This is a genomic window from Gracilibacillus pellucidus (genome assembly GCF_033949965.1).
Classification (GTDB): Bacteria; Bacillota; Bacilli; order Bacillales; family Amphibacillaceae; genus Gracilibacillus; species Gracilibacillus pellucidus.
In genome coordinates this window covers 71,335-85,104 of the sequence record NZ_JAWZSR010000003.1, presented here as the reverse complement: position 1 = coordinate 85,104, position 13,770 = coordinate 71,335, and the positions used below count along the sequence as shown (strand labels likewise).

The following is a 13,770-nucleotide window of genomic DNA, read 5'->3' as shown; positions in this document are numbered from 1 at the left end:
GAAACGTCTATGATTATCATAGGCGTTTTTTATTTTAGGCTTCGACATGTACTGTGACATTATTTTCTTACACCTATTCGGACTGTAGCGAAGGAGGCTGACACATGAACACCTATACATTAACCATTAATGGATTAACACGAGAACTACCAATCATCCCTATTAACGAACAACTAAGCATCGCAAGTTTTGTTATTCTCGGTGATACGGAATTAGTTTGCCATGTCGCACCATTACTAGCAGACAAATTACCTGAAGTAGATTATATTGTCACTGCTGAGGCAAAAGGGATTCCGCTTATTCATGAGCTGACGAAGGTACTCGGAATGAAGCACTATATTCTTGCTAGAAAAAGTGTCAAAGCCTATATGGAGAATCCACTAATCCATCAAGTAAATTCGATTACAACCGATAGCGAACAGCTATTATGTTTAGACGGAAAAGATAGTGCCCTACTAAAAGGAAAAAAAGTAGCGATTATTGATGACGTTATTAGTACAGGGGAATCGATACTTGCATTGGAAGAATTAGTGATGCAAGCAGGTGCAACAGTCGAAGCCAAAGCAGCGATTCTTGCTGAAGGTGATGCAAGTGAACGTGACGACATTATCTTTTTGGAGAGATTGCCAGTGTTTTGATTATTGACAAATCAACTATAGACTGCGATAATAAACAACAATTACATATTGGTACCTTTAATTCAGTCCCGTGAGGCTGACAAGGACAACGGATTTGCAAATGGACTACTTGTGTACGTTTATATACGGACACGTGTATCTTTTTGTGGAAAGCTTCTTGTCAGTCGGGCAGGAAGCTTTTTTTATAGATACCCCCTGCTCGACACTGGTGCCAGTTCAAGACAAGGGGGAACTTTTTATGGATAAAGAATTTTCACTTCAAGCGGTACCACAGTCACATCGTAATGGCTTTTTCAAAATGTTTGTGGTGATGCTTGGGTTTACATTTTTCTCAGCAAGTATGTTATCAGGCGGAGAATTAGGACTTGGATTATCAATGCAAGAAATCATTTGGATAGTGTTGCTCGGTAACCTGATTCTCGGTTTATATACAGGTGGGCTAGCATATATCGCAGCCAAAACAGGATTGTCTACCCACCTACTCGCACGTTATGCTTTCGGTGAGAAAGGCTCCTATTTAGTATCCTTTTTACTCGGTGCCACACAAGTAGGCTGGTTCGGTGTCGGTTTAGCAATGTTTGCCGTTCCCGTTCACAAAGTCACTGGTATTAATATGCTGACATTAATCATTATTGCCGGAATCATGATGACCTTCTCTGCCTTTTTCGGGATGAAAGCATTAGCGATTTTAAGCTTTATTGCCGTACCAGCGATTGCTATTCTTGGAAGTACATCTGTCGGAATCGCTATTAATGATTTAGGTGGAATGACGGAATTATTCGCTTATCAGCCAGATGCATCCGCAACACTTGGTCTCGCAACAGCATTAACAATCTGTGTTGGCTCGTTTGCAAGTGGTGGAACACTTACACCAGACTTTGCCCGCTTTGCCAAAACGAAAAAGACAGCTGTTATCACCACATTAATCGCCTTTTTCATCGGTAACTCACTCATGTTCTTGTTCGGTGCAGTCGGCGCGATTTCGACAGGACTTGGTGATATTTCCGAAGTAATGATTGTACAAGGATTAATTGTCCCAGCAATCATTGTATTAGGATTAAATATTTGGACAACAAACGATAACTCGTTATACGCATCTGGCTTAGGTTTTTCGAATATTACGAAAATCAAAAAAAGCAAAGTAGTTATCTTTAATGAAATTGTCGGTACTATCTTTGCGATGTGGTTATACAACAACTTTGTTGACTGGCTGACATTATTAGGTGGTGCTCTTCCACCAATCGGTGCGATTCTATTAGCAGACTTCTTCTTATTGAACAGAGGAAACTATCAACCAATCGAAAAAATGACATTCCAAGTTGTACGCTGGCCAGCGATTATCGCATGGACAGGTGGATTTGCTTCCGCTCAATGGCTACCAGGTATTCCACCTTTAAATGGGATTATTAGTGCAACAGTGTTATATATTGGTTTAACGTTTATTGTAGAAAAAGTAATGAAAACAGATAAAGTGAGACTTCAATCAGCGGGAGTCAAAAACTCCCACTGATTGTTAGCGAAACTTATCAGGGCGTTAGCGTCCGTTTATCCCCCATCTTCACTTCCTCGTTTTCACTCGAACCCTGAAGTGGGGGGTTTTTACGGACGCTTGCACCGTGAAAAAAGTATGGAATTAGGGAAAGAGGTTTAATTAATGATTATTCAAAATGCTACACTACCAAAACGCGAAGGACGTTGGAACCTTCATATTGAAAATGGCGTATTTACTAAAATAGAAGAAGCAAAAGAAATCGAAGGGACTATAGATGTTGACGGAAAGCTAGTCAGCGCTCCATTTATCGAACCACACATTCATCTTGATACGACACTTACAGCAGGTGAGCCGAAATGGAATGAAAGTGGAACCCTTTTTGAAGGAATATCTACTTGGGCAGAACGTAAAAAATCATTAACAGTCGAAGATGTAAAAGCAAGAGCGAAAAAAGCACTAAAATGGCAAATCGCACAAGGTATCCAACATGTTCGTACACACGTTGATGTTTGTGATCCATCCTTAACTGCTATGAAAGCAATGATTGAAGTAAAAGAAGAAATGAAAGAGTATATCGCTCTTCAATTAGTTGCTTTTCCACAAGATGGTTATTTATCTTTCCCAAATGGTGCGGAACTAGTAGAAGAAGCGTTAAAACTGGGAGCAGACGTTGTCGGAGGCATTCCACATTTCGAATTCACTCGTGAAGATGGTGTGGAATCAATGAAAATCGCATTTGACTTAGCAGAAAAATACGACCGTTTAGTCGATATCCATTGTGATGAAATTGATGATGAGCAATCCCGCTTCGTGGAAGTTGTTGCAGCAGAAGCATATAAACGTGGCTTAGGCAATAAAGTAACAGCGAGCCATACAACAGCAATGCATTCTTATAACGGTGCATATGTTTCAAAATTAATGAAACTATTGGGACTAGCGAACATTAATTTTGTTGCCAATCCACTTGTCAATACACACTTACAAGGACGCTTTGACGATTATCCAAAACGTCGCGGGGTAACTCGAGTAAAAGAACTAACAGAAGCAGGACTTAACGTAAGCTTCGGTCACGATGATATCTTTGATCCATGGTATCCACTCGGAACAGGAAACATGCTACAAGTATTACACATGGGTATTCATGTCACACATTTAATGGGATACCACCAAATCATTGATTCATTTGACTTTATTACAGAAAACAGTGCGACAACACTAAATATCCAAGATAAATACGGAATTGAAGTTGGCAAGCCAGCAAACTTCATCATATTAAATGCCGACAACGTATATGATGCCATCCGCAAACAAGCAGAAGTACTAGCATCCTACCGTAACGGAGTAAAACTAGCAGGCACCAAACCAAAAGAAACAGCGGTTTATTTGGAGCAAGAAGAAGTAATTGATTTTGAAAGATAATGAAAGTGGAGAGAGATTTGCTGACAAAATGAGTGAGGATTTTTGCTCTTTTTGTTAGCATTTCTTTTTGCAGTTTATATATTGGTGTGTTTACAAAACGTTTGCCTTTTTCTCTTCTAAGTGTCCATATATCCGTTTATCTACAAAAATCTTTCCTTCTTCTCTCATTTGTGTTCATATAGCACGTCTTCAACTGAAAACCACTCGCCTGAAAACGACGAGTGGTTTTTCTTATCCTAATATTCTATTCGCAAAGTGAGCAACGAATTTTTCTGCATCTACTTCCAACGCTACTTTTACGTTTCCGTTCTCATCTTCTGTTCCGACTGTTTGGCCGTTTGCTTCGCCATCTGTTACAACGTTAACGTTCATTTGTTTTGTTTCGACTAATGATGGTTCTACTGCAACACCAATTGTTAGTGGGTCATGTAATGGACAGCCTTTTAAGATTGGCTCTTCTTTTTCATATGCTTCCATATAGAATTGGCACATACCGGCTAATGCTTCGGCTAAAGGTGAACCATTTTCTACCCAAGTGTCAATTGTTGCTTTGTCTAATAATGTTTTTCTTGTCACATCAAGGCCGATCAATGTCATTGACACGCCTGATTGCATCGTAAATTGAGCCGCTTCACTATCATTATAAATATTCGCTTCCGCATGTGCTGTAATATTTCCTTCCGTTGTTACAGCGCCACCCATTAAAATTACTTCATCAATTAATGAAGCAATCTCCGGATCTTGCTTAATCGCTCTTGCTAAGTTGCTATGATTTGCCATGGTGATAATCGTTACTTCATTCGGATATTCGCGAACTGTTGAAATGATAAATTCATGTGCAGGTATTGCTTCAGGCTGCTTCGGACTTTCTGGCATATCGACATTTCCTACACCATTCTCTCCATGAATCCATGTTGCAGGCTGGTGATGATCGTCGCCATTTAACATTTGGGACATTCCTTTATAAACAGGGACATCATCTTTACCTAGTAAGTGGAGTAAATTTAATGTATTACGCGCTGCCACATCAACATACGTATTACCAAATGTGGTGGTAATCCCTAAAAGATTCAATTCAGGTGAATGTGCTGCATATGTTATCGCAAGTGCATCATCGATACCAGTGTCTACATCTAAAATTATCTGCTTTGTCATGATTGAACTCTCCCATATCATAATTTAGTTACTACTTTATCACGGTGAAAACGTCCGTAAAACCCCCACTTCAAGGTTCGAGTGAAAACAAAGAAGCGAAGATGGGGGATAAACGGACGCTAACGCCCTGATAAGTTTCGCTAACAATCAGTGGGAGTAAAAAACTCCCACTGATTGAAGTCTCACTTTATAATGTACCACGATAGAAAGGCTCTGTCATTCTATTCCTCACGCCCAAATGCTTTTGTATCAATTTCCTTTTCATCGAGAAATTCTTCTATTTCCTTTTGCACTTTTCCATTCATTTCATCGAGATTATCCGGAATTAACTCGAATGTTTCGGAAGAAAAATCTCCATTACTAATACCATCTATAAACTGGTCTATCTTATCATCTAACTGTGTCATATATTCATTAATATTAGAAATATATTCACTGATTTTTTCTGATTCTTCTTGATAGTCTGCTGGCAATGTATTATTCGCTATATAATGAGCAAAATTCTCATCATTTTCTTCCGTAAGATCTGTCACTGTTTCTAGCTTTTCTAACTCTTCTTCAGCGAGATTTTTCTTTTCATATAGAATATCCGCCAGCCGGTCAAATGCAACGAATAGTTCTTCATTTGCATCTAAATACGTTTTAATACTTGTTTTGATTTCTTCCACATCAATCGTATCATTCTGTTTATCTGATTGAAAAATGGTGTCTGGGATTTTAATGTCTTCAACTTGAGGGATTTCGTCATCTGTATAATCATTGTCATCTGGTACATCTACTTGAGAACAGGCAGTTAGCAACAAAACGAACAGGATAGTAAAACAAATTTTCCGCATTATTTTCTCCCCTTTTTGATTAATAATTACTATTATCATAACACATCATAATACAATAAAAGGTAAATATACCAAAAAAGACTACCAAATGGTAGCCTTCTTATGACACATTTATTTATTTGTTATAACATCTTGCTCTACTAAAATAGGAAGGATAGCATTATTGTCCTCTGCTTTTGTCGAAACAAAAGAGGAGGGAGTGAAGTGATCCATGTTATTTGCGATAAATGAAGCTTGCCCCGCCAATAAAGGATTAGAAATGGTATATTTCGTAATGATAATCCGGTTTTCGGTCAATTCAATCGAACGCCACGCCTGTTCATCAAGACATGCTGCAATTTGAACAAATGACCAGTTACCTTTATGTACAATCGAATTTTGGTGGTTGTGTCCATTAAAATAAATACCCTTACCCTTTTTCTTATTTAAAATTCTCCACATATCAATCGATGGATCAATGGAGCGTTTATCCAGATTCGAAATAGCAGTTGTATTGTAGACAGGGTGATGAGCAAATACAAACAGCGGCTTTGTTCCAGAAGCTTCGATTACTTCCTCTAACCAATTTAATTGCTCCTGATTAATTGTTCCACCCCAGTCATCGTAATCCATTTCTTTCGCTGTGTTTAAAAAGGCAAAAATCACATCATCTGTCGCAACAGTATGATATAAAGGTTGTTTCGTAATTGCTAATACGTTTTCAATTGATTGTGCATACAAATCATGGTTACCTAACACATGATAAAAGTTTTTATCCTTGCTATTAATAATTTGATATACACCTTCTAATTCTTGCGTCGTTCCATAATTCGTTAAATCTCCGAGTGATATATGCATATCTGCATCATGGTCTAGAAAGTCTCCTAAAAACGAGCGATAAAAGCTCCACTTAGCTTCTTCCAATCCATCCACCGTTTGATCTAGCTCTGGAAAATGTAAATCAGCAATTACAGAAAACTTCATTATAAGAATCCCCTCCTTACCTAATAGCATACCTAACGAATATGAAGGTTAGATTAATTTTTAGTAAAGAAAAGTAAAATTGCCCTTCAATCAGCGAGAGTATGAAACGCCCACTGATTGTTAGCAAAATGTATTGGGATACTTATGTCTCTTCACACCACAATAAACTAAATCTTAAACTGTTTCACTAATCCATTTAATTGATCCGCAAGTTTTGCAAGCTCTTCTGAATTGGATGATACTTCTTCCATTAGGCTACTCGCTTCTTCAGCAGACGCTGTTGTCTCTTCTACACCTGCTGCTGATTCTTCAGAAATCGAAGCAATCTCTTCTACCGAACTAGTCATCGCTTCACTACTTGACGCCATTTCAGATAAGTTAGATGTAACAGTTTGCATGCTTGAAACCATCTCATTGACTGCCTGATTAATTTGTTTGAATGTTTCTCCCGTTTTTTCAATTTGTGTAGAACCTGCTTCCACTTGCTCATATCCTTGTTCAAGCGATTCGGTAACATTCGTAGATTCACCTTGAATATTTCCTACAATTCTTGTAATATCTGAAACGGATTCCCCGACCTGCTCTGCTAACTTTCTCACTTCATCCGCTACAACAGCAAAGCCTTTGCCATGCTCACCTGCTCGTGCTGCTTCGATTGCCGCATTGAGAGCTAATAAATTGGTTTGATCTGCAATATCTTTAATGACAGCAACTAATGTGGAGATTTCTTTAGTTTGTCCGTCTAAACCTCGCACTTTTTCTACCGCATCTTGTACGATCGAATGAATCCTCCCCATTTGTATGACAGACGATTCCATCATTTCTCTACCATTACCTGTCATCTCCAATACATTACTAGATGCATTTTCTACGTTTATTCCATTTTCGTTTGCTTCTTTTACTCTATTCGAAAATTCTCCGATCTTAACAGATACATCGCTCGCATGGTTAGCCTGTGTATCTGCTCCCGAAGATAATTCCTGCATAGTAGTAGCAATCTGTTCCGTTCCTGCCTTTACTTCATTTGCTGACTGATGTAATAAACCACTCTGGGCACTTACCGTTTTAGCCACATTGGATACTTGCTGAATAATCTCTTTTAATTTAGCACTCATACTATTGACAGAATGTGCTAATTGGCCAATCTCATCTTTACCATGGTAACGAATTTCTTCTACTTGTAAATTGCCATCAGCTATTTCATTACTTACAGCAACCACTTTCGCTAGATTTCGAGAAATAATACGATTAACGATGATAATTAAGAGAATACTTATAATAAAGGAAACAATAATGGCGATAATAAGCGCAATTAAAACCAGCGTCTGGCTATGCTTAGCCTCATTAGCCGCTGCAACCCGTTGCTCATTCATCATCTCTTTCAATTCATCCAATGCTAGCACCGTATTCTCTTGAATCCGATGTGCTCTATCTACATGATGTGCAACAGTGTCTGCATTTCCTTCCTCTCCATTGATAACGATTTCATCAAAGGAAACGTTATAGTCTAGCGCTTGTAGAATAATAGAATCAAGCAACTCTTGCTCCTCCTCATTATTCATTTCTCCCGTTAATTCTTGTGCTAAAAAGAGAAACTGTTGCTTCGATTGATTAAATGCTTCTACTTTATCAGCAGATGGATCGTTCATATATTGGACCATTCTTACACTTTGGGCGCGCATCAATGACCCCATTTCTGTTACGAGTACCGCGCGTTCCCCCCTTTGTTCCATAACATCCATTTCATTTTTTACTGTTTGGATCAAAAAACTAACAACAATAGTAGATATAACAAATAATGCTAGCACAACACTTAAGATAACTCCATATTTCTTCCCAATCTTCACATTGTTAGGATGAAAATTGTTCCACTTCAACCATTTTGTAAGCCCTCTCATTTTTTCGCCCCCGTATTGCTTTTTTTATATGTTGTACGAACAAATTAATGACGTACACTGATATAGATACATTTTACCATTTCTTTGTAACTATTTCCACTTATAATAATAAGTTGATATGGATTAATAGATAGGCGTATCACCACTTTGGCGAAAAAACCCTTTGGACTAGCCGTATGCAGCGTAAAGAGTTCTGAGGCTAACATATAAGGACAGTATTTTTCAGATATCTAACTGAAAACACGTATTTATTAACATATTCTATCGAAAATTCCTTATCTTTTTGTTCATATATCTTTTTATCTACACTTTGCATCGAAATTTGCTTCCTTTTTGTTCATATATTCATTTATCTACACTTTGCATCGAAATCTGCTTCCTTTTTGTTCATATATCTTTTTATCTACACTTCACATCAAAATTCACATCTTTTTTGTTCATAAACGTTTCCGGCCTCTTTTTCTACAATATAAAAAGAGTCTTTGGAAAACCAAAGACTCAAAGTGCAAAGTGAATAATGAAATGAAGTAAGAATAGAGTGGCAATCACATATAATGCAAAGGATACTTTCCTTGCATTACCTGTACTCCATTTCAAAATCACATAAAGAATAAATCCAATCGCAATTCCGTCTGCAATACTGAATGTGAATGGAATCATGACGATAATAAATATCGCTGGGAAGGACTCTGTTAGATCATGCAAATCCAATTTCTTAATATCTTGGATCATCAGTCCTCCAATGATCATTAACACTGGTGCGATTGCGTTAGGCGGAATTAATTGGATATATGGAATAAAAAATGTTACAACTAAAAACAAGATACCTGTGGTAATCGTCGTTAAACCAGTTCGCCCTCCAGCAGTAATCGCTGCCGTTGTTTCAGCTGTTGAAACAGTAGGACTTGAACCAAAGATACCTGAAAACATAACAGAAATTCCGTTTGCTTGGAATGCTTTTTTAAACTTTTCTGGACGGTTTGTTGCGGCAACATGTCCATAGGTTAAACCGACATTTTCGAACAACACGACCATCGTAATCGAAAAGACAGCAACTAAATATGGAAAAGAAGCTATATTTTCAAAGGAAAACGCACCAAAAACATCTCCATACGCTGCTAAAGAAAACGAATCATTCGTCTTAGCTGGTAAGACACCTAAGAGATAGGCAACCAGCGTCCCGATGAGAATAGTCCATAAAAAATTTCCTTTCACATTACGTACAAACAAAATAAGCGCAATGATAAACGTAATAATTGTTGCTAGAACGGCTGGATCACTAAAATCCCCTAACGCAATAATCGATTGATCACCACGTTCGACTAAATGGCCATTTTCTAAACCAATCAACATCAAAAATAGCCCAATCCCAATGTTGATCGCTAATTTCAATGACTCAGGTATCGCATTTTTAATCACTGTTGTCAATGAAGAAAAAGCAACGACGGTGAAGATAAGACCAGACACGGCAGTTACCCCTAGTGCTTGTTGCCAGGTAAGCTCCATCGATTGCACAAGTGTGTAGGCAAACATCGCATTAATTCCCATACCAGGTACAACAAGGATTGGCGCATTCGCCCAAAATCCCATAATTAAACATCCGACAAATGACGTCAGAATAGTTGCTAAAACTGCTCCTTCTAACGGAACACCTGCTTCAGATAGGATAAGAGAATTGACTGCGATAATGTATGCAATCGTGAAAAATCCGATTAAACCAGCAGACAGCTCTTGTTTTACACTTGTCCCATGTTCTTTTAACTGAAAAATATCTTTTCTCAATGTAATTCCTTCTATTAAATTGTCCCTCTCCCAACCCGCTCCAATTAAAGAGCCAACTTATATTGTAGTAGATTTACGGGAGATGTCAACTTTTGAACAGACATGCGTGTTTTGCCTTAACAGGTTAGCGGTATAATATTTCTGTTTTGGACTTGTAGGCTTATCTGGAATAGTTAATTTTAATAATCCGCCTTGATTCAATACTTTCGATCTAAAATATTCTCTATGTTGTAACTGTAGAAATTCTTGCATCTCACTCCTCGTTTCTTTATCAGCTTGCTCGGTAACTTGCTCAGTTATGATAAATCATTCCTATACATTCGAACCATTATGACTGATGATACACATAATCCTCATCTTGTTGCTGAACTGATAAAAACAATACCTTTCCCTACTCACTAATCACCAAGCATGATCAAGCGGAATTTCCTTCCCAGACCATACTCGCTTTGCTGTCCATTCCATTGGGGAATCACGCCAAAATGGATCAGATGCTGGTAATCCCAATGGCAAGAAGGCTGCAGAACATAAATAAACACTACCTGTAGATATATAGCCCTCACCTATCCCTGGCTGATGTCCGAAAAATCCAATCGTTAACCATCCTGATTCAGTAAACGTTCCAGGCGCTTCTATCGTTTTCTTGATAACAGCAGTTAGAGCAGATCTTACTTGTCCTGGCTTTAATTCACTTGGTAAATCACCTCGAAGAGCATGTTGTGCTAAACATTGAAATACACCAAAACGATAGGCTAAAGACCTACCAACTGGAGGAAACGTTCCTTCTGGTGAAATCGTTCGCTCTTGAATCATTGCATAGCGCTGTGATCTTTGGATAATTAATTCTTTCAATCCTCCCCACTCGCGGTACTCCGATCCCACTGTTTCGATCAAATCTACTAACATCGGGTGAATAACAAAACTGTTATAATAGTCATGATGATACTCCGGTCCATCACTATATACACCATCCCCTAAATACCATTGTTGAAATTGGTTTAGAGCATAGTCTATCCGCATTGGATCCCAATCTTTTTCACCAGCTTTATATAAAAACGCTTCAATAACCGCTGAAAACAAAAGCCAGTTTGAAAATATCGGTTTTCTTGTTCTTGTAGCTTTTAGTGCCTGAATCACATTTTGCTTGATTCGTTCATCAAGCTTTTTCCATAATTCGTTCGGCGCTCTTAGCAGTGCATGCGCTAAAAAAGCAGTATCTACAATTGGTTGAAAATCATCTGAAAAGTTCATGTAATCTGGTGACTGTGGATCTGTACCAGCATCAATTGCCATTCTTGCTAACTCCGCATATTCTACTCGGAGTTTTTCTTCCTCACCATTTTCACACACTTGCTCAAGCCACGGTGCCATCCCTACTAATAAGCGGGCCAATGCTTCCAGATGAGCGAATTGTTCCCGATTGGTACCTTCCTTCATTTCAACTGGCATATCTCTTTTTAATGTTCTTTCCTTCAAATGCTGCAAAACAGGGTCCGCTATTTTTAACATAGAATGTAGCCAATATTCTCGCTCTTGATCGTTTACCATTGTAATTCCCCTCCCTAGATTAATTCAAAGTGGATCGTAATTATCTATCATTATAGCAAAAAGAGAAGGAGGATATTTACCTCCTTCTAACTCCATGCATGTTAACCTTTGATTCCACCAATCATAACCCCCTTAACAAAATACTTTTGTAAGAAAGGATATAAACATAGAATTGGTAATGTTGCTACAATAATAGTAGCATACTTAACTGTTTCACCTATTGGCATAGCATCTACTGCGCTTACTCCAGACGTCATGCTACTGGTGTCATTTGCAATTAGGATTTCGCGTAGTATTAACTGGACTGGAAATAGTTCTCTATCCTGCAAGAAAATCATCGCATGGAACCAAGAATTCCAATGGAACACACCATAGAATAGGATCATAACAGCAACAACTGGCATGGATAACGGAAGAACAATTTTAAACAAAATAGTAAAATCGTTCGCCCCATCAATACGTGCAGATTCTTCTAGACTTTCCGGAATTCCTTGAAATGCCGTACGCATGATAATTAAATTAAATGCGCTAACGGCTGTTGGCAAAATCAATGCCCAGCGTGTATCGATCAAATTCAATTCACCAACAAGTAAATAAAGCGGAATGAGACCGCCTTCAAAAAACATCGTGAAGACAATCATAAACATAATAACGTTACTCCACATGACATTTTTCCTTGATAAAGCATAAGCACCTAAAGAGGTTAACAGGATATTTACCGTTGTACCAACAACCACATAAAATAACGTATTCAGATAGGAAGTAACAATCATCGGGTTATTAAACACCATTTTATACGCTTCAACAGTAAAATCCTTGGGAGCAAGAATAATTCCTCTGGCTTGTGCTACATATGCGGGATCACTCAAGGATGCAAATAATATATAAAGTAATGGATAAAGCGTTACGATTGATAAAAGAACCAAAAATGTTATGTTCGCCCAATCAAATAAACGCTCCCCTAATGTTTTTCGCATCCTGCATCACCTCCTACCATAATTTCGTGTCACCAACTTTTCTCGCTATTCCATTCGCAATAACTAATAACGTAAAAGCAATTATCGCTTTAAATAACCCTACCGCTGCACTATAACTAAAATTACTCTCTAAAATACCTTTTCTGTAAACATACGTTCCAATGACATCAGCAGTTTCGTAGGTGGTTGGATTGTACATTAACAATATTTTTTCTTCACCAACTGTCATAAACTTGCCAATAAGCAAAATTAATAAGATAACAACTGTTGGCATGATCCCCGGTAACGTAATATGAAACATTTGCTTAAATCGTCCAGCACCATCCATTTTGGCAGCTTCGTATAATGCCGTATCAATATTTGACATCGCAGCAAGAAAGATAATAGAACTCCAACCAACATTCTGCCAAATATCTGATCCGATAAAGAGTGTTCGGAACCACTCTGCTTGTTGCATGAAGGCAATTGGTTCTATCCCAAATAAAAACCCTAAGATGTCATTAATCACACCATCTCTTGCAGTAAAATCAAATAGGATCCCTACGATAACGACCAATGAGATAAAATGAGGCATGTACGTAACCGTTTGGACAGTTCGTTTGAACATTTTGCTTCTCACCTCATTCAGTAACAATGCCAATATAATTCCAGCAGGAAAGGCAAAAATCAAACTGTAAAAACTAAGAATAATCGTATTTTTTAATAACCTCCAAAAAAAGAAACTATTAAAAAATTCCTTAAAATGATCGAAGCCTACCCATGGACTTCCAAGGAATCCGAGTACCGGCGAATAATCTTTAAAAGCAATTTGCAATCCATACATTGGGCCGTATTGGAAAACGATGTAATATAATACAACTGGTGAAACCATCAGATAGATGATTTTATTTCGCTTAAAATCTTTTTTTACCTTCTCGTTGAAGTTAGCCATTTTCTCTCGTAAGCTACTTTTCGAGTTAGCTTGAAAAGTAGGAGCTTCCTGCTTCGTTTTCCTCATCTGCTCACCCCTTTCTTCATAATGAAGATAGATCATTTGCTGTCATGTCAAGAATCTCAACACGA

General features: G+C 38.0%; 12 protein-coding genes. 3 read left to right on the top strand and 9 right to left on the bottom strand.

Features of this window, described 5'->3' with window-relative positions:
• Positions 1 to 104: 104 nt before the first annotated feature.
• The 3 genes from SH601_RS06090 to codA all read left to right on the top strand — a co-directional run bounded on the left by SH601_RS06090 (position 105) and on the right by codA (position 3,549).
• Positions 105 to 638 carry a phosphoribosyltransferase family protein gene (locus SH601_RS06090; RefSeq protein WP_319957381.1) on the top strand — a complete coding sequence of 178 codons (534 nt, stop codon included), beginning with the start codon at positions 105 to 107 and terminating at the stop codon, positions 636 to 638.
• A 238-nt stretch (positions 639 to 876) separates the two neighbouring features.
• On the top strand, positions 877 to 2,148 hold the full coding sequence (gene codB / locus SH601_RS06085) for a cytosine permease (protein ID WP_319957380.1): 1,272 nt from the start codon (positions 877 to 879) through the stop codon (positions 2,146 to 2,148).
• Positions 2,149 to 2,292: 144 nt separating this feature from the next.
• Positions 2,293 to 3,549 carry a cytosine deaminase gene (gene codA, locus SH601_RS06080; protein ID WP_319957378.1) on the top strand — a complete coding sequence of 419 codons (1,257 nt, stop codon included), beginning with the start codon at positions 2,293 to 2,295 and terminating at the stop codon, positions 3,547 to 3,549.
• Positions 3,550 to 3,780: 231 nt separating this feature from the next.
• Here the strand turns inward: codA and SH601_RS06075 are convergent, their stop codons facing one another.
• From SH601_RS06075 to SH601_RS06040, 9 genes are all read right to left on the bottom strand, one after another.
• Positions 3,781 to 4,704 carry a nucleoside hydrolase gene (locus SH601_RS06075; protein WP_319957377.1) on the bottom strand — a complete coding sequence of 308 codons (924 nt, stop codon included), beginning with the start codon at positions 4,702 to 4,704 and terminating at the stop codon, positions 3,781 to 3,783.
• Positions 4,705 to 4,925: 221 nt separating this feature from the next.
• On the bottom strand, positions 4,926 to 5,540 hold the full coding sequence (locus SH601_RS06070; RefSeq protein ID WP_319957376.1) for an NDxxF motif lipoprotein: 615 nt from the start codon (positions 5,538 to 5,540) through the stop codon (positions 4,926 to 4,928).
• Between the two features lie 111 nt (positions 5,541 to 5,651).
• Positions 5,652 to 6,503, bottom strand: coding sequence for a metallophosphoesterase family protein (locus tag SH601_RS06065; protein ID WP_319957375.1), 852 nt, complete (start codon positions 6,501 to 6,503; stop codon positions 5,652 to 5,654).
• Between the two features lie 167 nt (positions 6,504 to 6,670).
• The gene (locus SH601_RS06060) at positions 6,671 to 8,401 is read right to left on the bottom strand and encodes a methyl-accepting chemotaxis protein (RefSeq protein ID WP_319957374.1); all 1,731 of its coding nucleotides are present in this window, start codon (positions 8,399 to 8,401) and stop codon (positions 6,671 to 6,673) included.
• Positions 8,402 to 8,899: 498 nt separating this feature from the next.
• Complete coding sequence (locus SH601_RS06055) at positions 8,900 to 10,183, bottom strand: NCS2 family permease (protein WP_319957373.1); 1,284 nt, start codon at positions 10,181 to 10,183, stop codon at positions 8,900 to 8,902.
• A 57-nt stretch (positions 10,184 to 10,240) separates the two neighbouring features.
• The gene (locus tag SH601_RS17605; RefSeq protein WP_413775103.1) at positions 10,241 to 10,483 is read right to left on the bottom strand and encodes a Fic family protein; all 243 of its coding nucleotides are present in this window, start codon (positions 10,481 to 10,483) and stop codon (positions 10,241 to 10,243) included.
• Positions 10,484 to 10,585: 102 nt separating this feature from the next.
• On the bottom strand, positions 10,586 to 11,731 hold the full coding sequence (locus SH601_RS06050; protein WP_319957372.1) for a DUF2264 domain-containing protein: 1,146 nt from the start codon (positions 11,729 to 11,731) through the stop codon (positions 10,586 to 10,588).
• 101 nt (positions 11,732 to 11,832) lie between these two features.
• Positions 11,833 to 12,708, bottom strand: coding sequence for a carbohydrate ABC transporter permease (locus SH601_RS06045; RefSeq protein ID WP_319957371.1), 876 nt, complete (start codon positions 12,706 to 12,708; stop codon positions 11,833 to 11,835).
• A gap of 13 nt (positions 12,709 to 12,721) precedes the next feature.
• The gene (locus SH601_RS06040; RefSeq protein WP_319957699.1) at positions 12,722 to 13,639 is read right to left on the bottom strand and encodes an ABC transporter permease; all 918 of its coding nucleotides are present in this window, start codon (positions 13,637 to 13,639) and stop codon (positions 12,722 to 12,724) included.
• Positions 13,640 to 13,770: the final 131 nt, after the last annotated feature.

What these genes read in the sequence shown, in the direction of transcription:
- SH601_RS06060 (WP_319957374.1), bottom strand. Translation starts at nt 8,401, where the DNA reads ATGAGAGGGCTTACAAAATGGTTGAAGTGGAACAATTTTCATCCTAAC.
- SH601_RS06075 (WP_319957377.1), bottom strand. Translation starts at nt 4,704, where the DNA reads ATGACAAAGCAGATAATTTTAGATGTAGACACTGGTATCGATGATGCA.
- SH601_RS06045 (WP_319957371.1), bottom strand. Translation starts at nt 12,708, where the DNA reads ATGCGAAAAACATTAGGGGAGCGTTTATTTGATTGGGCGAACATAACA.
- SH601_RS06050 (WP_319957372.1), bottom strand. Translation starts at nt 11,731, where the DNA reads ATGGTAAACGATCAAGAGCGAGAATATTGGCTACATTCTATGTTAAAA.
- SH601_RS06065 (WP_319957375.1), bottom strand. Translation starts at nt 6,503, where the DNA reads ATGAAGTTTTCTGTAATTGCTGATTTACATTTTCCAGAGCTAGATCAA.
- SH601_RS06040 (WP_319957699.1), bottom strand. Translation starts at nt 13,639, where the DNA reads ATGGCTAACTTCAACGAGAAGGTAAAAAAAGATTTTAAGCGAAATAAA.
- codA (WP_319957378.1), top strand. Translation starts at nt 2,293, where the DNA reads ATGATTATTCAAAATGCTACACTACCAAAACGCGAAGGACGTTGGAAC.
- codB (WP_319957380.1), top strand. Translation starts at nt 877, where the DNA reads ATGGATAAAGAATTTTCACTTCAAGCGGTACCACAGTCACATCGTAAT.
- SH601_RS06070 (WP_319957376.1), bottom strand. Translation starts at nt 5,540, where the DNA reads ATGCGGAAAATTTGTTTTACTATCCTGTTCGTTTTGTTGCTAACTGCC.
- SH601_RS06090 (WP_319957381.1), top strand. Translation starts at nt 105, where the DNA reads ATGAACACCTATACATTAACCATTAATGGATTAACACGAGAACTACCA.